Origin of the sequence: Protofrankia sp. Cas4 (assembly GCF_963555915.1) — a bacterium.
Lineage (GTDB): Bacteria > Actinomycetota > Actinomycetes > Frankiales > Frankiaceae > Protofrankia.
Map to the genome: position 1 here is coordinate 1 of NZ_CAUVXL010000011.1, position 22,084 is coordinate 22,084.

Annotated in this window: 15 protein-coding genes and 1 pseudogene; 5 read left to right on the top strand and 11 right to left on the bottom strand. The window is 69.5% G+C overall.

Annotated features, from left to right (window positions below; all coding sequences use genetic code 11):
* The 8 genes and pseudogenes from U9979_RS00905 to U9979_RS00940 all read right to left on the bottom strand — a co-directional run.
* Positions 1 to 187, bottom strand: a pseudogene (locus U9979_RS00905) (alcohol dehydrogenase); the annotation flags it as partial.
* Positions 150 to 935, bottom strand: a complete 786-nt coding sequence (locus U9979_RS00910) for an alcohol dehydrogenase catalytic domain-containing protein (protein WP_322777857.1) — start codon at positions 933 to 935, stop codon at positions 150 to 152. The gene U9979_RS00910 and the pseudogene U9979_RS00905, both read right to left, overlap by 38 nt.
* Positions 936 to 984: 49 nt before the next feature.
* A complete protein-coding gene (locus U9979_RS00915; protein WP_416219140.1) occupies positions 985 to 2,097 on the bottom strand; it encodes an NDMA-dependent alcohol dehydrogenase in 1,113 nt (370 codons plus the stop codon).
* A 2-nt stretch (positions 2,098 to 2,099) separates the two neighbouring features.
* Complete coding sequence (locus U9979_RS00920; RefSeq protein ID WP_322777859.1) at positions 2,100 to 2,597, bottom strand: Zn-ribbon domain-containing OB-fold protein; 498 nt, start codon at positions 2,595 to 2,597, stop codon at positions 2,100 to 2,102.
* 1 nt (position 2,598) lies between these two features.
* Positions 2,599 to 3,789, bottom strand: a complete 1,191-nt coding sequence (locus tag U9979_RS00925) for a thiolase C-terminal domain-containing protein (protein WP_322777860.1) — start codon at positions 3,787 to 3,789, stop codon at positions 2,599 to 2,601.
* Positions 3,786 to 4,964: an acyl-CoA dehydrogenase family protein gene (locus U9979_RS00930; protein ID WP_322777898.1), complete on the bottom strand. Its 1,179-nt coding sequence runs from the start codon at positions 4,962 to 4,964 to the stop codon at positions 3,786 to 3,788. Before U9979_RS00930 ends, U9979_RS00925 begins: the two co-directional genes overlap by 4 nt.
* 69 nt (positions 4,965 to 5,033) lie before the next feature.
* The gene (locus tag U9979_RS00935; RefSeq protein WP_322777899.1) at positions 5,034 to 5,810 is read right to left on the bottom strand and encodes an SDR family oxidoreductase; all 777 of its coding nucleotides are present in this window, start codon (positions 5,808 to 5,810) and stop codon (positions 5,034 to 5,036) included.
* Positions 5,811 to 5,833: 23 nt separating this feature from the next.
* On the bottom strand, positions 5,834 to 7,120 hold the full coding sequence (locus U9979_RS00940) for an acyl-CoA dehydrogenase family protein (protein WP_322777861.1): 1,287 nt from the start codon (positions 7,118 to 7,120) through the stop codon (positions 5,834 to 5,836).
* Between the two features lie 163 nt (positions 7,121 to 7,283).
* Between U9979_RS00940 and U9979_RS00945 the strand changes: the two genes are divergently transcribed.
* The 5 genes from U9979_RS00945 to U9979_RS00965 all read left to right on the top strand — a co-directional run bounded on the left by U9979_RS00945 (position 7,284) and on the right by U9979_RS00965 (position 19,311).
* Entirely contained in the window at positions 7,284 to 7,439 is a 156-nt protein-coding gene (locus U9979_RS00945) for a hypothetical protein (RefSeq protein ID WP_322777862.1), read from the top strand.
* A gap of 36 nt (positions 7,440 to 7,475) precedes the next feature.
* Positions 7,476 to 8,330: a FadR/GntR family transcriptional regulator gene (locus U9979_RS00950; RefSeq protein ID WP_322777863.1), complete on the top strand. Its 855-nt coding sequence runs from the start codon at positions 7,476 to 7,478 to the stop codon at positions 8,328 to 8,330.
* A gap of 278 nt (positions 8,331 to 8,608) precedes the next feature.
* The gene (locus tag U9979_RS00955; protein ID WP_322777864.1) at positions 8,609 to 12,577 is read left to right on the top strand and encodes a protein kinase domain-containing protein; all 3,969 of its coding nucleotides are present in this window, start codon (positions 8,609 to 8,611) and stop codon (positions 12,575 to 12,577) included.
* Positions 12,578 to 12,580: 3 nt separating this feature from the next.
* On the top strand, positions 12,581 to 14,245 hold the full coding sequence (mads7, locus tag U9979_RS00960) for a methylation-associated defense system protein MAD7 (protein ID WP_322777865.1): 1,665 nt from the start codon (positions 12,581 to 12,583) through the stop codon (positions 14,243 to 14,245).
* Positions 14,242 to 19,311 carry a helicase HerA domain-containing protein gene (locus U9979_RS00965; protein WP_322777866.1) on the top strand — a complete coding sequence of 1,690 codons (5,070 nt, stop codon included), beginning with the start codon at positions 14,242 to 14,244 and terminating at the stop codon, positions 19,309 to 19,311. Before mads7 ends, U9979_RS00965 begins: the two co-directional genes overlap by 4 nt.
* 221 nt (positions 19,312 to 19,532) lie before the next feature.
* Here the strand turns inward: U9979_RS00965 and U9979_RS00970 are convergent, their stop codons facing one another.
* From U9979_RS00970 to U9979_RS00980, 3 genes are all read right to left on the bottom strand, one after another.
* On the bottom strand, positions 19,533 to 20,090 hold the full coding sequence (locus U9979_RS00970; protein WP_322777867.1) for a PIN domain-containing protein: 558 nt from the start codon (positions 20,088 to 20,090) through the stop codon (positions 19,533 to 19,535).
* 20 nt (positions 20,091 to 20,110) lie between these two features.
* On the bottom strand, positions 20,111 to 20,566 hold the full coding sequence (locus tag U9979_RS00975) for a helix-turn-helix domain-containing protein (RefSeq protein WP_322751624.1): 456 nt from the start codon (positions 20,564 to 20,566) through the stop codon (positions 20,111 to 20,113).
* 198 nt (positions 20,567 to 20,764) lie between these two features.
* Complete coding sequence (locus U9979_RS00980; protein WP_322777868.1) at positions 20,765 to 21,640, bottom strand: hypothetical protein; 876 nt, start codon at positions 21,638 to 21,640, stop codon at positions 20,765 to 20,767.
* Positions 21,641 to 22,084: the final 444 nt, after the last annotated feature.

Genomic DNA, 22,084 nt, shown 5'->3' on the forward strand with positions numbered 1-22,084 from the left:
CGGCGAGACAGCCGACGATCTGCTTCTCCAGGCTCTGCAGGTTCCGCAAATTGATCGTGGCCGTGTTCTCATCGGCGGGATGGACGTTTACCACGACCACCCGGCCGCGCTTTCCCACGAGGGACAGGGCCGCCTCGATGCAGCGGCCGTCACCGACCGCCATGGCCATGACGACCGTGTTCGCCATCCGGCCGGCCGTCATGTCGGTCACCACCGTCGCCGCCTCCCCGAGGCTTGCCACCGAGCCGTTTCGCGACACCTCGCTTGAAGGGAACGGGATCAACGGCCACGATCGAGCGGGCGCCGGCAAAACGAGCGGCCTGGACGGCGTTCGCACCGATCCCGCCGACCCCGACCACCACGACCGTGTCGCCGGCACGAACCTCGGCGGTGTTCAGGATGGCTCCCCATCCGGTGACACCGGCGCAGGCGATGGTGCAGGCGGCCTCAAGAGGCAGCGCGGGATCGACGACGACGCAGCTCGCCTCATTGACGACCGTGTGCTCGGCAAAGGTACCGAGAAACACGAAGACGCTCAGATCCTCGCCGCGGGCATGATGGCGGGCGGTGCCGTCGGAGATCTGGAAGCCCTGCCCGATCAGGGCACCCCGCTCACAGAGGTACGGGAGGGCGTCGAGGCATGCGGCGCACGCCCCGCACGGCGGCAACGGAACGCTGAGCACGACATGGTCGCCGGGACGAACTGCGTGCACCCCGGCTCCGACGGCCTCGACGACGCCCGCTCCCTCGTGGCCGCCGATAACCGGCCGGCGCGCGCCGGGATACCCACCGTCGAGCAGGTGGTGGTCGCTGTGGCACAGGCCGGTGGCCACCATCCGGACCAGGACCTCACCCGCGGCCGGCGGGTCGAGGGTGATCTCCTCAATGCTCCACTGCGACCGATCGGGCCACAGCACCGCCGCACGTGTCCTCATCGCCGTGAGATCCCGTCAGTCGGAGGTGACCGTCAGCTGAAGGTGACCGTCAGTTGAAGGTGACGACGCCACGGATGTTCAGCCCGGCGTGCATGTCCTCGTAACCCTGGTTGATCTCCTCCAGCGGGTAGGTACGGGTGACCAGCTCGTCGAGTTTGAGATCCCCCCGCTTGTAGAGGTCGATCATCAGCGGGATCTCACGCACCGGGGAACCCATGCCGTAGATCGCCCCCTGGATCCGCTTCTGGTACATCGTCAGCTCAAGCAGGTTGACTGGGATACCCGTCTCGTTCTGGTTGCCGGCGGCGGTGGCGACGACGGTTCCGCCTTTGCGGATGGCCGCGAACGCCTGGGCGAGATGCTGCCCGGTCACGACGCCGACCGTGACCACGGCCGCGTCCGCGCCCTGCCCGTTGGTGATGCTGCGTGCCAGTTCGGCCGCCGGCTCGATGTCGGCGAACGCGTCGGTTGCCCCCATCTTCATGGCAAGTTCCCGTTTGAAAGGGACGGGATCGACGGCGATGACCCGGGTGGCTCCGACGTAGCGGGCGCCCTGGACCGCGTTCATGCCGACCCCGCCGGTACCCACGATGATGATGACGTCGCCGGGGACGATGCCGGCCGCCCGGACCGAGGAACCCCACCCGGTGGGCACCCCGCATCCGACCAGGCAGGCGACCTGGAAGGGCACGTCATCGTCGATCTTCACGCAGGAGGCCTCGGGCATCACGCTCCACTCGGAGAAGGTGGAGACACAGCCCCCCTGGCCGACGTCACGACCGTCCACATGCATCCGGAAGGTGCCGTCGAGCTGGCTGCCGGTGAGCATCAGCGCGCCGTTGTCGCAGAGGTTCTGCTGGCCGGACGCGCACCACCGGCAGCGCCCGCAGCCGGGGACGAAGGAGGTGACGATGCGGTCGCCGGGCTTGAGCGTCCGCACGCCCGGTCCCACCGCCTCGACGACACCGGCTCCCTCATGGCCGCCGACGAACGGCAGGGTGGCGACACTGATGTCGCCCTTGGCGAAGTGGTCGTCGGAGTGGCATAAGCCGCTCGCGGCCAGCTGGACGAGAACCTCGTTCTCCCTCGGCTCGTCCAGCTCGACCTCGCCGACCTCCCACCGGCCGGGCGCTTCCCACAGCACTGCCGCACGCGTCCTCATGGTCATCTCTTACTCTCCACAGACGACCGTTCTACAGACAGTAGTTCTACAGACGGTAGTTGTGGTTTCCACTGGGGGATGACGACACCGTCGGCGACGGTCTCGAACCAGACCCGCATCGGCTGCCCGGCGGTGATCGGGTACGCGCCGGGCAGGTGACCGACAAGACGGGCGGCCGGAACGTCGTCGAGCTGGACGAGGACCACCGTGTAGGGCACCGGGAAGAACGGATGTACCTGGTGGGTGACCACCGTCCAGGAGTAGACGCTCCCGGTGCCGGCCACCGACTGCCAGCGCCCGTCCCAGCTCCCGCAGGTATGGCAGTAGGCCCTGGGCATGTGCAGAAGGCCGTCGCACCCGTTGCACATCCGCACGACCAGTTCACCGCGCCGGGCGGCCTGGAAGAAGCCGCCGGTGTCCCGGTCGTCGTCCCTGGGGACAAGGCGCGGGTCCGCCACTCGGGCAGGCCCCGCCCCGCCGCCCGCCCCGCCGCCTCCCACGTCATGCCGCCCGGAGCAGAAGGGCGCTGCCCGGGGGCAGCGGCGTGGAGGTGATCAGGCAGACCTCGGCCCCGGGCACCTGCGACGTCGACTCGCCGCGTAGCTGGCGGACACCCTCGAGGATGTGGTTCATGCCGTGCAGGTAGCCCTCGGACAGATGCCCGCCGCCGGTGTTGATCGGGATACGGCCGCCGAGGTCGATCCCGCCGCCGGCGACGAACGGCCCGCCCTCGCCCTTCGGGCAGAATCCCCAGTCCTCGAGCTGGAGCAGCACCGTGATCGTGAAGCAGTCGTAGATCTGGGCGACGTCGATGTCGTGCGGACCAAGGCCGGCGCGGCGGTAGAGCGTGCGGGCGACCGACCGGGCCGGCAGCTCGGTGATCGATTCCCGCATCAGGACGGGGAACTGGACGCCGGGCTGAGGGTTGCGGCCGCTGCCCTGCGCCACCGCCCGGATCAGGACCGGCGGCTTGCGGCCGTCGCGCGCCCGGGCCGCGCTCGTCACGACAAGCGCGCACGCCCCGTCCGTCTCCAGACAGAAGTCGAACAGCCGCAACGGATCGGCGATCATCCGGGCGGCCAGGTAGTCGTCCATCGACAGCGCACGCCCGTGCATCTGCGCCGCGGGGTTCGCGTTCGCCCGGGCCCGGCAGACCAGCGCGATGTGCCCGAGCTCCTCCGCCCGCGTCCCATACTCGATCATGTGTCGCCGGGCCATCACCGCGAAGATCTGCCCTGGAGTGAGCAGTCCGTAGGGGGCGAAGAACTCGTCGTAGCTACCCGCACCACCAACCTGCGCGTCCACGGTGGACGACAACCCGTACCGGCGCCCGGAGCGGCCGTTGAGCTCCCGGAACACCAGCACCGTCGTGGCCTGGCCGGACAGGATGGCGCCCACCGCCTGGCCGACCATCGCGCACGGCGCCACCCCGCCCGGACCGACCTCCGACCAGTAGGTCAGATCCTGGATGCCCAGCGCGTCGGCAAGATCGTGCTGGCGCACGGTGTCCATGTCGCAGCGGACGATGCCGTCGACGTCACGCGGGGACAACCCGGCGTCATCGAGAGCGGCCAGGGCCGCCTGCGTCGCCAACGTCAGGTCGCTGCGGCCCGAGGCACGCGAATAGTCGGTCGCGCCGATGCCGACGATCGCACACCGGTCCCGGTGGTGGAACTCCTCGTCCACGGTCACGGTCCGGCCTCGACCGTGAGATGGCGGATGAGCTGCTCCCGGTGGTGGGCGGGGTCACCGAACATCAGCTCGCTGCTGGTGGCTCGGCGGAAGTACAGATGGGCGGGGTGCTCCCAGGTGAACCCGATACCCCCGTGCACCTGGATGTTCTCGGCCGCCGCGAACGCGAAAGCCTCCGAGCAGCGGACCTTCGCGACGGATGCGGCCACCGCCAGCTCCACCTCGTGTTCCTGGGCCGCCCACAGCCCGTATGCCACCGCCGAGCGGGCAGCGTCGAGTTCCAGCGCGATCTCGGCGCAGCGGTGTTTGATCGCCTGGAACTGCCCGATCGGACGTCCGAACTGCACCCGCGTCTTCGCGTATCCGACCGCCATGTCCAGCACGTGCGCCGCGCCGCCGGCCTGTTCGCAGGCCAGGGCGACGGCGGCGAGGTGCACGAGGTACGCCAACGTCGGCTGCGCACCGCCCGGCGCGCCGAGCAGACGGCCCGGCACGTCGTCGAGGTCAAGGCGTGCCTGGCGCCGGGTCGGGTCCAGCGTCCGCATCGCCGTCCGGCGCAGGCCGGGCGCGGTGCCCTCGACCGCGAACAGGCTGACCCCGCCGTCGCCGTCGCCGTCGCCGGTGCGGGCGCCGCCGTCGCCGTCGTCGCCGGTGCCGGTGCGGGCGGCCACGAGGAGGAGATCGGCGTGCAGCCCGTCGAGGACGAACATCTTCGTCCCCCGCAGCCGCCATCCCGACCCATCGTGGGTCGCGGTGGCGGCCACGCCTGCCGCATCCCAGCGAACCGACTCCTCGGCGAGCGCGACGGTCGCGACGGTATGGCCGGCGGCGATACCCGGCAGGTAGTCCGTGCGGGCGGCCTCGTCGTCCAGGTGGAGCAGAACACCGGTGGCGAGCACGGCGGTGGACAGGTACGGCGCGCACAGCAGGGCGCGCCCCATCTCCTCCAGGACGATGCCGACCTCGCCGACACCTGCCCCGGCCCCGCCGTACTCCTCGGGGACGAGCAGGCCGACGACACCCAGCTCGCCCGCCAGCCGCGACCAGACCTCCCGGTCGAAGCCTTCAGGGGTCTCCATCAGCCGCCGGACCTCGGTCTGCGGCGAATGCTCCGCCAGAAACGCCCGGACGGCGTGGCGTAACTGCTCGCGTTCCTCACTCGACGCCAGATCCATATCCCAGACCACGCCGCCTCCTCAGCCTTTCTAACCCGTGTTTATGACGATGAACACGGGTGATATTATTTACGGTAAGTTGTGGGTGATATCCGCGTCGTAGGGTGTGGTCGCCTGGCCACCGTCGACGGTCAGCACCGCCCCGGTGGTAAAGCTTGACGCCCGTGAGGCGAAGTACAGCGCCGCCCCGACAATTTCGTCCGGCTGTCCACCGCGGCGCAGCGGGAACCGGCGCGCGAGCGTCTCGAAGGCTTCTGCATCCCACGCCTCGCTGATATCGGTGAAAAACGGCCCGGCCATGATTGTGTTCACCCGGACCGCCGGTCCGAACGCCAGCGCGAACCCGGTTGTCAACGTGTTCAGCCCGGCTTTGGCAGCAGCATACGGAAGGTCTCTCGGGGTCGGGCGGATCGCCGCCACACTGCTCACGTTGATGATCGAGCCGCCACCGTCACGCACCATCCTGCTGCCCACCAGGGCGGTGAGCCGGAACGGGCCCTTGAGGTTGACGGCCATCACCTTGTCGAACAGCTCCTCGCTGACCTGCTCCAGGCTCGGGTACAGCGGCGCTATCCCCGCGTTGTTGACCAGCACATCGACGTGACCGAACTCGCCGTAGGCGGCGTCCACCATCCCGGTGATCCCGTCCCAGTCCCCCACGTGGGCGGCGTAGGGAAATGCTCGCCGGCCGGTCCTGCGACGTACTTCATCGGCAAGCGCCTCGCAGCCGGCCAGCTTCCGACTAGTGATCATCACGTCGGCACCGGCCTGCGCGAAGGCCAGCACCATCTGTCGGCCCAGCCCCCGGCTGCCTCCCGTCACCAGCGCCACCTTGCCCGCAAGCATCGGCTCGTCCCCGGTCGGCCCCGTCACCGGGGAATTTCCCGCCACGGCCGGTTGCGGTCGACCCGTTCCTCGCTCGGCAACCCGAGGAGCCGCTCGGCGATGATGGTGCGCTGGATCTCGTCCGAACCACCGGCGATCCGATATCCGGGAGCGCCCAGGATGTGCGCGGTCCACGCGAACGTGCCCCACTCACCGGTGTCGGCCACCAGACGCGCCCCCAGCACCGCCTCCGCCGCCACCGAGGCAAGCGCCAGACTCCGCACCCAGTGCAGCTTGCGCAGTGACCCCTCCGGTCCGCCGGGACGCCCGGACGCCCGCCCGGCGGCCTCCCGCAGCGACGCCACCTCGGCCAGCCGCTCGCTGATGTAGACGTCGGCCAGTTTCTGGCGCACCAGGGGATCATCGAATCGGCCGAGCGCGCAGGCGAGCGGAGCCAGCTGCCGCCACCCGCCCCCGACGCCGCTGTGCCCGCCGGTCGCCTCCCGCTCGAAGCCGAGGGTCGTCAGGGCCACCTTCCAGCCCGCCCCCACCGCCCCCAGACGCAGCGAGTCCGGGATCCGGACGTCGTCGAGGAAGACCTCGTTGAAGGACGTGCCACCCGACATCTGACGCAACGGCCGCACCGTCACCCCGGGCGTGTCGAGCGGCAGCAGGAACGCGGTGATGCCCGCGTGTTTGGGAACGTCCGGGTCGGTCCGCACCAGCACCATGCCCCAGGCGGCGAACTGCGCCCCCGAGCTCCACACCTTCTGCCCGTTGACCACCCATCCGTCGCCGTCGCGGACGGCACGGGTCCCCAGCGCCGCCAGGTCGGATCCGGCCCCCGGCTCGGAGAAGAGCTGGCAGCACAGACGCTCGGCACGCAGAAAAGTCCGCAAGAGGCGATCACGCTGTTCGGGCGTGCCGACAAGACCGATGGTCGGCGCGATCAGATGCACCGTCACCGACACCAGCTCATGGGCGGGCGGGACGGCGAAGCGCGTCTCCTCGGCGGCGAACGCCTCGACGAACTCCGGCCCGAGCCCCACGCCACCGTCCTCCCGCGGCCAGCCCAACGCGCCGAACCCCGCGTCGATCTTCTGCCGGTGCCAGCCCGCCACCCGCTCGATCAACGCCTTCTCGTCGTCGAAGGAGAGGTCGTGAAAGACCGACACGTCGTAGGAAGCGCCCTGGGCGCCCTCGGCTCCGGCGCCCGGGCCAAGGCCCTCCCGCGATGGCGCGTGTTCGGCAAGCCAGCTGCGTGCACGCCGCCGGAAGGCCTCCAGATCCTGCGCACCGTCGGGATCGCCGTCTGGCTGCCTGACGCCCATGGTTTCCCTCAACATCCCCTGGTAGCGACGTGGGCGCTAGCTTAAACATCATGATAAATTGACGTCAAGGGCCTACTTCGCCAGGCTCACCGGAGCGAGAACGCCTTCGGCCGGGACGCCCGCTGACAGCTGCCGGGGAAAAGGACGACGAGGGGTTTCGGACGTGACGACCCAGTCTAGGACACTCCGGGATCTGCCCGACATCGCGCCGGTCCGGCCCGGCGAACAGATGCCCTGGGACCGCCTGGCCGCCCACCTGCGGCCGCGGCTGGCCGAGCAGGGGCTGGACGTGACCGGCGAGCTGAGGATCCTCAGCTGATGACATCGACAATGGCCTCGACAGTGGCCTCGGCTCATGCCTAGCAATGACAGGAGCCGCAAGAGCCCGATACCGGCCGGGCCCGACGAGGCTGCGCGACGCAACGGCCATTCCTCGGCGGTCCCGACGCGTGGCTGTATCGCCATCACGGCCGACGGCGCGGTACTGCGCACACTCAAGACGTCGGAAAGCCTCGCCCGCGAGGTCGTGCGGACCATCATCGACCAGGGCCTGCAACCCGGCGACGGGCTTCCCACCGAAGGCGCGATGCTCGAACAATACGGTGTGAGCCGAGAGTCGCTGCGCGAAGGCCTGCGATTGCTGGAGGTCCAGGGCCTGATTTCGATCCGCCGGGGACCCGGAGGAGGGCCGGTGGTCGGCAGCGTCCATCCGGCCAACCTCGGCCGCATCTCGACCCTGTACTTCCACATGGCGGGAGCCACGTACAACGAGCTGTTCGACGCGTGGATGTTCGCCGAGTGCATTCTCGCCGAGCGAGCCGCCCGCGCGAGTGACCGCACCGCCCGCGTGGCCGCCATGGCCCCGTATCTCGAGCTCAACGAGGTCCGCGAGACGCCCGAGGAGCTGGCCCGTTTCGTACAGGAGCATGCGATGTTCCACGGCGCCGTGGCGTCGCTTGTCGGTAACCGGGTGCTCGAGCTGACTCTGCAGACCATGGGCCAGATCGTGAGTCACCACGTTGCCACCGTCGATGATCCCCGCATCATGCACGACCTGATCGCCGATGATCATCTCAGGCTGGCCCGAGCCATCGCGGCCGGCCACAGCGGCCAGGCCAGCACCTTCATGCGGGATCACATCGAGGGCGTGGCGCGATACACCCGCGAACGCCTCGGCGCCCGGATGGACGACCTCATCGAATGGCAGTAGCAATCTACCGATAGATGGCAATCGACCGGTGGGTAGCATCGGAACGGCCAGACCGCTGCGGGCTTGGCGGGCAGTCCACACCCTCTGTCATAGTCTCCAGCGGGATGAGACAGTACGTTCCTCGGACGTGCGACGACCAAGCGCCCCCGGAAGCGTCGCCATGCGGCCCGACAGGTCGTTTCCACGTGCTGGCGCCGCACGGTGTGGGCGGCCAGGGGGTTTGTCGTCGGGAGTCGGGCGCGGGATCGCGGGATTCACGGAAGGCAGGGGGGCGGACGTTGGCGGCGAGGATCATTCGTCACGGTCCATGGGGCGGGCCGGGCGAGGAGGCGACCGCCGTATACCTACGCGACCATCTCGGCGACGAGTGGACCGTCGTCTGCGGCCGTCAGCTTGTCGGCGGGACGAACACGCGCGACTCCGACTTCATCGTCGTCGGCCCGAACAGCGTGACGGTCATTGAGGAGAAATCCTGGCACGGCGAACTGCTCGGCACCGAGGAGCGCTGGTACGACCGACAGACGCACAAGGAGCTGGGCAGCCCAATCAACCAGGCGAATGGCGTCGCGCGTGTCCTGGCGGGCAACATCGACCGGCTGCTGCGCCGGCACCGTCGGGAACCGATGCGCGGGGCCGGCGGCGGGCATCAGGACAAGCAGCCGCACATCGTCGAGTACCTCGTCGTGCTGTCCTCGCCTGACGTCAGGTTCGACGTGGCAGACCCGCGTGCCGCCGACCGGGTGGTCCGTCTGGTCGGATGCGAGCAGACGCTCGTTCAGTTCGACCGGTCCACTGCCACGCGCATAGATCTCCGACCTGTCCGCGACCGTATTCTGGCCATGATCGAAGGGCTGCCGGAACGGCCGCTGCGGCCGACACAGCTGGGCAACTACCGGATTCTCGGCGACATCGAGCCGACACCACGCGGCCCACGGTATGTGGGCGAGCACCGCGACGGGGGCATCCGGATTCTGCTGACCTACCAGCGCCAGGGCCTGTCCGCGGCGGAGCTGGCCGAGAGCGACAGGCTGATCCTGCGCGAATACCACGCGATGCAGCGGCTCGCGCCGCTGGGCCGCGTTTTCGCCGTCGACCCGTATGTCGGCGTCAACGACGACCAGATATGGGTGGTGCCGATGCACCCGCCCGCACCCTCCCAGAAGACGATCCGGCGCCGGATCGTCGCCGGTGAACGTCCGGCGCTCGCCGTGTTCACCGAGGTCGCCGCGGACGCCTACGCAGGCCTTGCCGACATGCACGCCGAAGGTATCGCGCACCGCGCGCTGCATCCGAGCAGGATCTGGCTACCCGACGGGGCGAACAAGGTGACCTTCTCGGAGCTGCTGATCGCCAAGATCGCCAACTCGGGAACCATCTTCGACGCCGACGAGATCGACCACCTCGGCCGCCCGTACCGCGCCCCGGAATGTCGAGTCACGGCGCACGCCGCGGGCTACCCGTCCGACGTCTACTCGCTGGCGCTGTGCCTGCTTGCCTGGTGGGAGCTGCGCCAGTCCGACCCTCCGCTCGTCCCCGACGCTCCCCCATCGCTGCCGGCCAAGGTCCGTGACGTGCTGTCCGCCTGCCTGGCGCAGAATCCCACCGACCGGCCGGAGGCCCGTCAGGCCGCTGACCTTCTCCTCGCACACCTGCGCGAGGAGAAAAAGCGCGCGGTGCTTCCGGCGCCCGGCGCGCGGATCGACAACAACAAGTACGAGCTGGTCCGCAGGCTCGGGGACGGCGCCACCGCCACGACCTGGCTCATGATCGACCGCCGCTTCGAGATCTATCACACACTCAAGATCATGAAATCGGCTCGTCTGTTGGACTACCTCCGCAGCGAGCTGACCCTGCTGCAGAAGCTGAAGCACGACCGGATCGTGGGCGTGTCCGGGTACCTGCTCGACCCTCCTGGCCCGGCACTCATCGCCGAGTATGTCGACGGCCGGACGGTGTCGGAGCTCGGTGCGACCCTGCGCGGCAACCTCGCCGCATGCCAGAAGATCCTCGCCGACATGCTGGACGCCCTCGAGTACGCCCACCACCGGGACGTCCTGCACCGCGACATCTCACCGAACAACATCATCGTTGACACGGACGACCGGGCCACGCTCATCGACTTCGGGGTGGCGACCAGCGACGCTGACCGCAGCGTCGTCGGCACGCTGTCATACCAGGCACCCGAGATCGCGGCCGGCCTGTCCTGGTCGCCGGCGGCGGACCTCTACTCCCTGGCCGTCGTGTGCTTCGAGGCGCTGACGGGCCGACTTCCCTACCTGGTCGACGGGGCGCAGTTCCCGAACAAGTGGCAGCTTGTCCGACCCGCCGACGTGGAGGTCGGTGCCGTGGGCGACACCGGCCTGTTCGACGTCCTCCTGCGCGCCTGCGACCCGGACCCCGAACGGCGCTTCGCGTCGGCCGCCGCGTTCCGCGACGCCGTCGCGCACGCGCTCGCGCCCCCGCCCCCGCTCCCGCTCCCGACACGGCGAGAAGACGAACCGGGGGTCGAGAAGGAGCAGAACCAGCACGGAAGCCGGACGGAGCGCAGGGAGCCGCCGCACGAGCGGAAGGAGCGAAGCTGGGTCGTGAATCCGGCCGTGGACGAGATTCGCCAGCTCTTCCGGAACAGCAGGCTGGGTAACCGCGGCAACCGCGGCCTCGACTCCGACTTCGCCGTGCGGACGTATGTACCGACCCGGTTGGATGGGCGGCTCGTCCCGCGCATCGTCGAGGGCCGCCCGCAGCTGGTGGTCTTCAGCGGGAACCCGGGCGACGGCAAGACCGCTTTCCTCGAACGTCTCGGCGAGTTCCTGCGCGGTCGGGGCGCGCGGGTGCGCGCCAGCGACGCGGCTGGCTGGCGGATGGACCTCGACGGTCACGAGTACGCCTCCGTTTACGACGCCAGCGAATCCCACGAGGGCATGTCAGCGGACGATCTGCTCCACCGCGCGCTCGACCCCGTCAACGACACCCACCGGGCGGGCGGCTACACCGCGCTCATCGCCGCCAACGACGGCCGGCTCCTGGACTTCCTGGAGCGCGAGGCGCCGCGCTATCCGCAGATCGCGAAGGTGCTTGCGGAAGGTGGCGGCACCGACGGGAGCGGCGCCGAGGGCTCGGGGATCGTGCGGGTCGACCTCAAGGGCCGGTCGATGGCATCGTTGGGCGCGGCGGCCGATTCGCTGACGGTACGGCTGCTGGACGCGCTGATGACCGACGACATGTGGTCGGCGTGTGCCGCGTGTGCCGCCGAACAGCGCTGTCCCATCGTCCGCAACGCCCGCGAGCTTGGGGCGCAGCGTGCCCAGGATCGGCTGCACCGCCTGGTGCTCACCTCCCACCTGCGTCGCGGCCGCCGCCCTACCATCCGTGACCTGCGTTCGACCCTCGCCTACCTGGTGACCGCTGACCTCGGCTGCGTCGACATCCACCGGGAGATCGGCGACGGGCCGGGGAACCCAGCGACCCCCGAGCGTCACTTCAGCTCGCTCGCGTTCGACGCCTCAGGTGGGCGGGACCGGCTGCTCGATGAGTGGCGGGAGCTCGACCCGGCCGCGGTCGCCGCTGCTCGCTTGGAGCGAGCGCTGGCTCCGGACGCGCGCACCGCCACGGACATGGCGCGCGCGAAGCGCCGGCTCTACTTCACGGCGCCGGACCCCGACCTGGCCGGCACCGGATGCCTGAGCCCCTACCGCTACCTCGAGGAGTTCCGGGCCGTGCTGGCCACCCAGCACCGCGGCGGCGGGGCCGACGGCCAGAACGCCGACCAGAACGCCGGCAGGACCGGCAGCAGGACCGGCGACGTGCTCGCCCGGACGTTGCTGCGCGGGCTGTCGCGCTGCATCGGGCCCGTCGGCTACGACGGAGACGGCGTCGCCGTCTCCGTCGGTGAGCCTGCCGAGGATGGCGGCGCCGTGGTCAAGGTTCTCTCGCTCGACGAGTTCGAGGTCACGCTCACCCCGGTCGACGACCGGTTCGTCGAGACCGCCGCCGAGGTGTTCGTGCTGCGGCACATCTCCGGGCAGGCCCGCATGACCGTCGACATCGACCTGTTCGAGCTGCTGATGCGGGCCGCCGCCGGCTACCTGCCAACCAATCCCGAAGTGATGCCGCTCCTCGAGGAACTCGGGCTCTTCCGGTCGAGCCTCACGCTGCAGCCGGCGTCCAAGGTGATCGTCATTGAGCCCAACGGCCGGCGCAACGCCATCGCGGTGACCGGCGCGACCATCGAGCTGCTGGGGAGCTGACCGATGACGCTCGTCCTGCCCAAGGACCTCCGGTCGTACTCTTTCGAACGGCTCACCGGGGTCGAGCTGAACGACTTCGACGTCGACCGGTTCCTGCCCGTGCTGTTCGAGATGGTGGTCACCAACGGCCGGCGGCTCAGCCGGTCGGACGCGCGGCCCACCGATCCGGGTTCGTACATCGAGACACTCGCCGGCCATCCCGCCCTGCGCGGGTTTGACGATGAGCACGGGCGGGCGCTGCTCGAACAGTGGGTGAACACGACTGTGGTCCGGCTCGGCCATGGCGGGCGCGGTCGCCGGGACGTGCAACTGGCGGCAGTCCAGCCCATCCACATCGGCGCATACCGGGCCGGACTCCCGGTGGAGGGTGCCCGGCACCGCAAGGTGCACCTGGTCGTCTACCGCCTGCTGACCGACGCGCTCGCGCGCCGCGGCAGGCCGAACCCGGCCGGGGAGCTCAGGTCGCTGTTCCTGGAGGCGTTCGGGCGTGGGGTGTCGATCTCCGACAGTGCCGTCCCGGAGTTCAACGAGGCGACCGCCGATCTGGATGCCAACGTCCTGCTCAGCCTCTACTACCTCGAGGGCTTCACGCCCGGCAGGCCGCTGCCGGCCCGGTCTGCGCTCGACTGGGATCCGGTCATGCCGGGTGTAATGATCACGCTCGGCGATCAGCTGGTGGACTTCGTCACCGTCTACCGGCACCGGCTGCCCACCATCGCGCTGGCGCGCCACCTGGCGGCACTGGTGAACATCGGCCTGTTCACCACGACGCTGCGTCTGTTCACGCTGGTCAACGACCTGTGCCGGGGTGAGGGCACGCCAGCTGATCTCAGTGTCGACCTCGCGCCCGCACAGACCGAGATCTACGTCGACTTCACCCGGCAGACCGGCGGCGACTCCGACCGGCTGGCAGGCGAGTGCGTCGACCGGGACCTGGAGCGGCTGCCCGCCTACCTCGACGACATGCTGCTCCTCAAGACCCTGGACCGGTACGCGAGCAACGAGGCGAAACTCAAGCCCCATGTGCAGGGCAAGCACGGACCCGACTGGCTGCGCGCCCTCGTGGACATGCGCCGTGACCAGTACGTCGAGTGGCGGGCCGGCATCGAACTCGAGCGGATCATCGAGGAGACAAAGAAGATCACCAGATGCTCGAACGAGGATGCGCGTGCCGAGCTCACGCGGGCCGCGACCGGCGACTCGCAGCTCGACCAGGTCGTCGCCGCGATCCGCCAGTCGCAGACGAAGCACGCGATCAGGGCCGCTGGGCAGTGGTTCTGGAACACCGGTGGCATGCGCAAGCAGGCCGGGCTGCTGCGCGGCAACCTGCGGGGACGGCGGGCCTGGCGGTATGCGATGACCGACGAACTGCTCACCACGCTGCTGCTGAGCGCCCTGGTGGACCCCGAACAGGGAGACGTTCTGCCCCGGATGCGCCTGGCCGACCTGCTCACCACGCTGGAGTCCCGCTGGGGGCTGCTCATCGACCGGCCCCCGGCCGCCCGCGACGACGCGTCGTCGCGGGCCGTGGCCAACACCAATCTCGTCGCGTTCACCGGCCGGCTGCGCCAGATGGGCTTCTTCACCGATCTTTCGGACGACTTCAACGCCCAGTACGTGATCAATCCCCTTGCCGGAGCCGGAGCCGGAGCCGGAGCGCGGCGATGACCGACCTGAGCGCCGCGCTGGCCACCCGGGTGGCCGAGCAGCTGGTGACCGACTTCCTGCGTGGCGCCCCGCCCGGTCGCTGCCTGCGTCTGGACCACCTGCGAGATGCCGACTGCCACGTCGTCCGGGAGAAGGCTGCGCTGGCGCAGGCGTCCGCAGCGGGGCGCGGCTCCACGGCCGCCGCGGCAGCGGTCGCCGTCCTGGGCACGGCCAACAGCGACGATGACACAGTCATCTGTCCCGAGCGCGCGATCGAGCTGCGCAACCGCAAGTCGGCCGCGCTCCTGTTGCTCGTACCGTCTGGCGTCGACACCCCGGCGGCCAGCAGCCTGGAGAACTCGTTCGAGGCGATCGACCTCGTGGCGCTGTTCGGCAAGATAGCCCGGGATACCTACCATCGCCTGGACCGTCCGCTGCGTGAGCTCTACGACCAAGTCCAGCAGACCGTACGCCCAAGCGCATTCACCCGGTCGAGGCAGGCGCGGGTCGAGTACCTGCTCGCCGTGAGCGCTGCCGCGAACGACCCTGCCGACGGCGGCGGTGTCGCCAACGCCCAGCACACGGCGGGTGCGCAGCTGCACCTCGTCGGCCTGATCCCCGACCACGGCGGCGCGTCGTTCGCGTCCCGGCTCGAGGCCAACGCCACCTGCGTAACCGCGCTGGTCAAGCCCGCGCGGTCGCAGCAGGACGCCCGCGAGCGGCTACGCAACTGCCCGCTGCGCCAGGACGACGAGCACTACCAGGACATCGAGCGGTTCGTGGTCGCGGTGCCGCGCCTGTCGGAACGCACCTGGCTGCGCGACCTCGCCGCCCCCGAGAACCGTGAGCTCACGTTCGACCGGTGGCCGCTGGATCTGCCCGCGGACAGCGACCTCGTCGCCCTGCATGTCGAGCCGTTCGCGAACCCGGACGGCATCATCCCGGTCGGGACGGGGCTGCGCGCGGGACCGGACGGCGCGCTGCCCGCCTGCTCGGTCAGAGGTGGGTTCGTCAAGATCACCTGGAAGACCGAGCCGGCCAAGCCGAAGGACGTGGCCCGGTGGAGGGTCGAGATCATCCCGTCGGAGGCGTACTACGGCGAGGAGACGGACTTCGACGTCGAGCTTCCCGGCGCGCATGGGAAGGCCAGCGCGCGCAGTCATCGGCTGACGGTCGCGCTCGACACCGAGGATGCGGAGCGGGTCCCGGCGGTGGTCGTTGTCCAGATCCAGGCGCTGGACCGCAACAACCAGGTGCTCCGATTGCGGGACGGCCAGCCCGCACACGCGGTGAGCCAGGAGTTCTCCCTTGACGACGCACAGCCGGCGGAGAGTACGACCGTCCGGCGGGACAGCGCATTGTCGCTCCCGATCGCGCGGCTGCGCGCCCTGCAGGCCGGCGCGGACGCGGAGACCGAGACCTGCGAGGGCTGGCAGGAGGCCGACCTGGCCTACCTGCAGCTTCGCTTCGGCCGCGGCCACGCCACCCGGATCGCCCTCAGCGTCGCGTTGCGGGAGCTGGGCCAGCGGGTCCTGGCCGAACCAGACAGTGTCGGCCGGTATGGCGCAGTGGTTGCGGCTGGCCAGCCGTTCTCCGCGAGCGGGGCAGTCCTGGTCGACGCCGAGCGGCCAGGTGGCGCGGGCAAGGCGTTCCTGACCGCCCGGCGGGAGTTCTTCGACGCGGTGCGGGCGCAACCGGGCCGCGGGCTCATCGAGGTCGCCGACGTCACCGACGAGCTGGCGACGCTGGCGAGCCGCTACACCGCCGCCTATGGGCGGGCGCTGCGCCGTGACTCCAGCCTCTCCGACACCCGGGCGCTCACCACCGTGGACACGCTCCGCCTGCGGATCGACCTCGGCCGGCGCGATCCGGTGAACGCGCTGGTCGTGCTGCCCACGCACCCGCTGCGGGTGGCCTGGTATCTCGCGTACTGCTCCGAGCTGGAAGCGTGGCGTCGCCAGCTACGCGCCGTGTCCGACAAGGAGCGGGCCGGCGAGGTGGACATCGACCTGCTCGCCCGGCTCAGCCCGGCGCGCGTGCCGTTTCTGCTCAGCGACGACGACGGTAACCCGTACGTGTTCGCGCAGAACCTCCGACTGCTCCACGGCCTCTACCTGCCGGTCGGTGAGCCGGACCCGGCCACCGCCATCAGCGAGGTCGTCAACACCCTCGGTCTGCCCAGCGCTGACGTGAGCGTGGGCGAGGTCCCCGCCGCGCGGCTGGCCGACCGCATCCGCCTCTACCGGCAGACACACCATCAACCCGAACGGCTGCGGATTCTGGCGACCAATCCAGGCAGCGGAGCGTTCCTCGCCGAGGTGCTGCGGGTCGTCACGGCCGACACCGGTGGTGATGCGGCGACAACAGCGGTCAACGCCGCCGACGATGGCGCGCTCGCGCCGCACATCCAGGTGGAGGCCTTCGGTGAAGGTGCCTCGGAGACCAATCCCCTGTCAGGGCTGCGCGAGCTGCAGCAGGAGCTCGCCGAGAACCGGGCACGGCGCGGCCGCGGTTTCCTCGATCCGGCGCTGGAGATCCTGGCCGCGCCGCTGGACGCGATCGACACGGCACGCGACGCGCACCTGGCGATCCTCACCGACGTCAGCCGCCCCGAGCTGGTCATCGGCAGCCCGAAGGCAACAGGGGGCAGCGTCTCGTTCCGCGGCCTGATCAACCGGCCTGTCACCGAGCTCGGCGTGGACGGCGGGTGGGTGACCGGCATCGATTTTCCACCGGCGCGCGGCTCGGACTCCACGCCGCTGACGGACATCCACCGACGGTTCGCGGAGGCCGTCACGTCGCTGTTCGTAGCCGCCGCCGACAGGACACCTGCCGCTGGGTCCCCGGTCCGGGATGGATCGGCCGCGCAGGACGGACCGGTGGCACAGGACGAGCCGCGGTCCGCGGCCATCGCCAGGGTGCGGATGGAGGTCAGCGGCCACACCGCACGCGTGCTCGACATCGCCCACGAGCGGTGCGACTGGGTGGTCGTCCTGGACCGGTTCCTTGGGCTGGACACCTTCGACGACCCAGCCATGCGCACCACCGACCTGCGCCGCTACATCCTCGACTACGCCCCCGAATTCCTCGACGGGCTCGGTCACCAGATGGCCATCACGACCGCACACCGGGCGGACGTCGAGAAGATGTTCCTGCGCGCCATGACCGAGCTCGGCTTTCACCGCCCGGGCGAGTCCATATCGTCGATCATCGACGAGCTGCTGCTGGTGTCGGGCCGGCTGATCCTCGCCGCGACCGGTGACGACAACCGCGCGAAGGAGGCCGTCGCACTCGCGGCGGCGGTGGCGTATCTGCGTCGTCTCGGTGACCTCGAGAACACGGTCATCGTCCCCGTCGACGCCCATCCGGAGCTTTTCGGCTCGCGCGCCCGGCGCCAGTCCCAAGCCCAGGCCCAGGCCCAGGCCCAGGCCCAGGCCCAGGCCGGTCAACGGGCCCGACGCTGCGATCTGCTCCTGGTACGGTTCCCCACCACGCGCCGGGTCAGCATCGAGGCCGTCGAGGTGAAGTCGCGCGGCATGCTCGGCAGCGAGGACCTTGCCCGTGACATCGCGGGGCAGGTGGCCGCGACGATCGAGACCGTCGACCGGCTGTTCTTCACCGAACCCGCCCGGATCGACCGCCCGCTCCAGCGGGCTCGGCTCGCCGCCCTGCTGCGCTACTACCTGCGCCGGTCCGCGCGCCGTGGCCTGATCACGGAGGCGACGGAGTTCGGCCGCATCCAGGAGGCCGTCGACCGACTGGAGACGAGCGGTCTGACGGTCGGCTACCAGCGCAGTGGCTACATCGTGGTCCTGCGCGAGGACGGAACCGCCGACATCGAGGTCGGCGGCACCCGAATTCGTACCATCACGGCCAGAGACCTCGGGGTGGACGAGGATGTGGATGCTCGCCGTCCCGCCTACGTCCTACCACCGCGAATGGTCGATCCGATCATCGTGTCAGGTGACGCGGGCGCGCGCTCGGCCGGGCATGGCACGAGCGCCCGAGCCGACACGGTGGCGGAGTCTTCGGCGGGGCCGGCGGTCGTGCGGGTGCCGCTGGGTCGGACACTGCCTCCGGAAGAGGACATCGTCTGGGAGGCGAGCACGACGGGCAGCCCCCACCTGTTCATCCTCGGTATTCCGGGACAGGGCAAGTCCGAGACGACGATCCGGCTGCTCCAGGGAGCGGCGGCGGAGGGTCTGCCCACACTGGTGATCGATTTCCACGGCCAGTTCGGGCAGGACCCGCGCCGGCCGGAGTCCCTGCGTGTGCAGGACGCCGTCGCAGGCCTGCCCTTCTCGCCGTTCGAGCTGGCGGCGGACGCCGGCCGCCACGCATACAAGATGAACGCACTGTCCGTCTCGGAGATCTTCGCCTACGTGTGCGGACTCGGGGACATCCAGCGGGACGTCGTCTACCAGGCGCTGGTGGCCGGCTACACGGCCCACGGCCACGGCCGTCTCACCCCGCCGACGGGCATCCCCACGCTGGAGGAGATCCAGCGCAGGATCGGGGAGCTGGAGAAGGAGCGCGGGGTGGCCAACGTGCTCGCCCGGTGCCGACCGCTGCTGGAGTACGGCCTGTTCACGGATGACACCGGGCTGAACGTCCAGGACATGATCAAGAATGGGCTCGTCGTCGACCTTCGCGGCTTCGCCGAAGCCGAGCAGGCGCAGGTCGCCGCCGGTGCGTTTCTGCTCCGCAAGGTCTACAAGGACATGTTCTCCTGGGGCCAGACCGGAAAGCTGCGTCTTGCCATCGTGCTCGACGAGGCCCACCGGCTGGCGAAGGATGCGACCCTCCCCAAGCTGATGAAGGAAGGCCGGAAGTTCGGCATCGCGATCATCGTTGCCAGCCAGGGCATCGATGACTTTCACCCCGACGTCCTGGCCAACGCCGGCACAAAGATTATCTATCGGATCAACTACCCGCAGTCACGTAAGGCTGCCGGCTTCCTCCGCACCAGGACAGGCCGCGAACTCGCGGAGGACATCGAGCAGCTTCCCGTCGGAAGTGCCTACGTCCAGACGCCCGACATGGCAGACGCCCGCCGGACCCGCATGCTTCGCCCGGACAGCCAGTAAGAGCGCCCGCGTGGATGGCTAGCCGCTGTGACAACAGCGACACCTTGGTGGGTAGCCGGCCCAGCACGAGTGGATGGTTGACATACATTTTCCGCCCGAAAACTGGCGCCTCCTGACGTCTTCCTTCCACTCGTCGCACCGAATGGAAGGCGGATCAAGGAGCGGGTCTGGGGTGCGTGCATCGCGAGGCGCCGCCTGGCGCTGACCACTAAGCGACCTGGCTATATCATGGGACGCACGAGTGCGATGAAACGACCAACGCCAGCCCGTTCCAGGCGATCGAGAAGATCGTTCTTGCTCAACGGCGGATTACGTTTCTCACCGGCGAGCCGAACGACGGTCGATACGATCTCTTCGCTGAACCGCTGGAAGAACGCTGATAGATAGGTATCCGGGTCGGTGACCATGATCCCGTATTCTGCGAGTGGAGCCTCAGGGAAATCAGATACGTTCCGCGTAACGATATGCGTTGCATGCCCGGCGACTGCGGCTGCCATGTGGACGCGGTCGTCCGGATCTTTTCCCGGCATGCCGACGATGAGATCGGCGAAGTCGCAGAACGCAACCTCCGACTCGGGGAAGAATTTCCGTACCGCCGCGGTGACCGCCGCCGCCGAGGATACCGAGCGCCGTCCCGAGCGCACAATGACCCGTTCCCATTCGTCCAGGAGCGCATCGGTCCACAGAATGTTGTGGATGCCGTCCTCGGTGAGCGCGAACATGAGATCCATGACGGAGAACGGGAAGAGCACGTTCGTATCGACGAGTACCCGGGTCATGGGCATGAGCATCGTAGCGGTCAGTACGGGATACCGGCCGCGTCAGCGGCCTCGGCGATGATCCGCCGGCCCGCACGCCTGGACTCGCGTTGTTGCTGGAAAGCGAGAACGTCCGACAGGCGCACCCTGCGGTGCCTGCTCTCGGGGAGTCGCTCGGACGGGATCTCTCCGGCGTCGAGCAACCGGCTGACGAACGGCCGCGACAACCCCAGGAGCTCACCGGCCTCCGCGGGGCTCAACAACGCCTCGGACGGCAGCATGGTAACCGCATGGCCCGCTGCCAGCTCGCGGAGTGAGGCCGCGACCAGCCTTGTGAGCGCAGGCGGGAGGGGGACGTAGGTACCGTCGGGAAGTTTCAGGACCACCTCGGCGCCGACGGCCGCAGCCACGGCCGCCTGAGCCGCGGTGACTGTCTCCCGATCGCCATGGATCGACTCGATCCGTTCGGCACCGACCACCACACCCGAGCTACCCACCACACCTCCTCAGTATCGGAAATAACTGTAACCTGTGGCAGGCGGGATGACAACCGCTCGCCAGCCTCGCCATGCGGCCCGACAAGTCGTTTCCACGTGCTGGCGCCGGACGGTGTGGTCCACCGGGGGTGGTCGTCGGAAGCCGGGCGCCGGGTGGCGGGGCTCACGGCAGGCTCCTCCTCGTCCTTTCCCGAACGGCTACGCCTGCGCTGTGACCAGAGCACTGCGGGCATGGTCTGCGAGGTCGGCGGCAGCACGGTGGCCGGTGGCCTGGACATGCCGGCACAGAGTCTGGATGTTGGCACGGGCGGTACCGGAATCGAGTGGGGCCGCGCATGCGATGGCCTGATGTCCGTGTTCGACGGCCTGGTCGATCTCGCCGGTGTCGACGTGTGCCGTACCCAGACGGGTCAGGTAGAGGATCTGATCCCGGGGGAAGCCCTCGACCTCGCCCACCGCCCGCCGCAGATGGGGAACAGCCTCGGCCGCCCGTCCCGTGGACAGCAGTGCGTCACCCGCGGAGAACGCGATGGCGTGCGGCTGGATCCAATAGGCCCAGGGCGGATCCTCCGCCGGGCGTGACTCCTCGATCAACGTATATGCCTGGTCGTTGGCGCTCTGTACCGCCCGCCGGTCCCCGAGGTCACCGTAGGAACGGGCGAGCATTGCGGCCAGAACCGCCCGCTCGGTCGCACTCATCGCATCGCGGGCACCGGTTAGCGCGGACCGCAGCAGCCGGATCGCACTGTAGGGATCTCCCAGGACGCGCTCCTGACCGGCCATGCACCGCAGCACGTTCGCCGCGATTGCCGGCTGCCCCGCCTCGTGGGCAGCCCGCAGACCCACGAGCCAGTACCGCTGCGCGGTCCCGTGATTGCCGGTGTCGAAATGCGCCCACCCCGCCAGCCGGGCCAGCTCGGCGGCAACCGCGTGCAGACCCGCCGGCGGCGCTTTCCGGGTCACCCCAACATCCTCAACCAGCTCACGTCGCCGCCGCTCCGCATACCCGGCGTCCCCGCGGACCGTGAACGACCGCTGCACACTGCGACCACGAACCGGGTCGAAGCCGACCACGACCCGGACCTCCCACACCCCCGGCGACCGCTCCCCGCACCGACCCGGTGCCTCGTCTCGCCCGGCCTGCCCAATCCCTACAACTCGTCGTCATCCCTACAGTTATAGGGATACCTAAAGGGACGCCGCACCCCGAACGCCACCCAGGATGCCACGTTCGCCCAGATCAGGAGCGGCGCGCTCGGAGGGACTCGAACCCCCAACCTTCTGATCCGTAGCTTTCCCCAGCTCACCCGCGAGCGGCATGCGCCGAATCAGATACTGCGGCCGCCACGCACTCCGAAGATCGTTTCCGAGTTCGCGACCTGCCGATACTACTCACGGTTCCTACGCATCCTGTCGTGTAGGGCGTAAATGGTAATCCGGTGGGGTCGCGAAGAGCCGCCGCCGCCGAGCCGCCATGCCACCAGACGCGCTACCACGACAGCGTCTGACGTCCCGCCC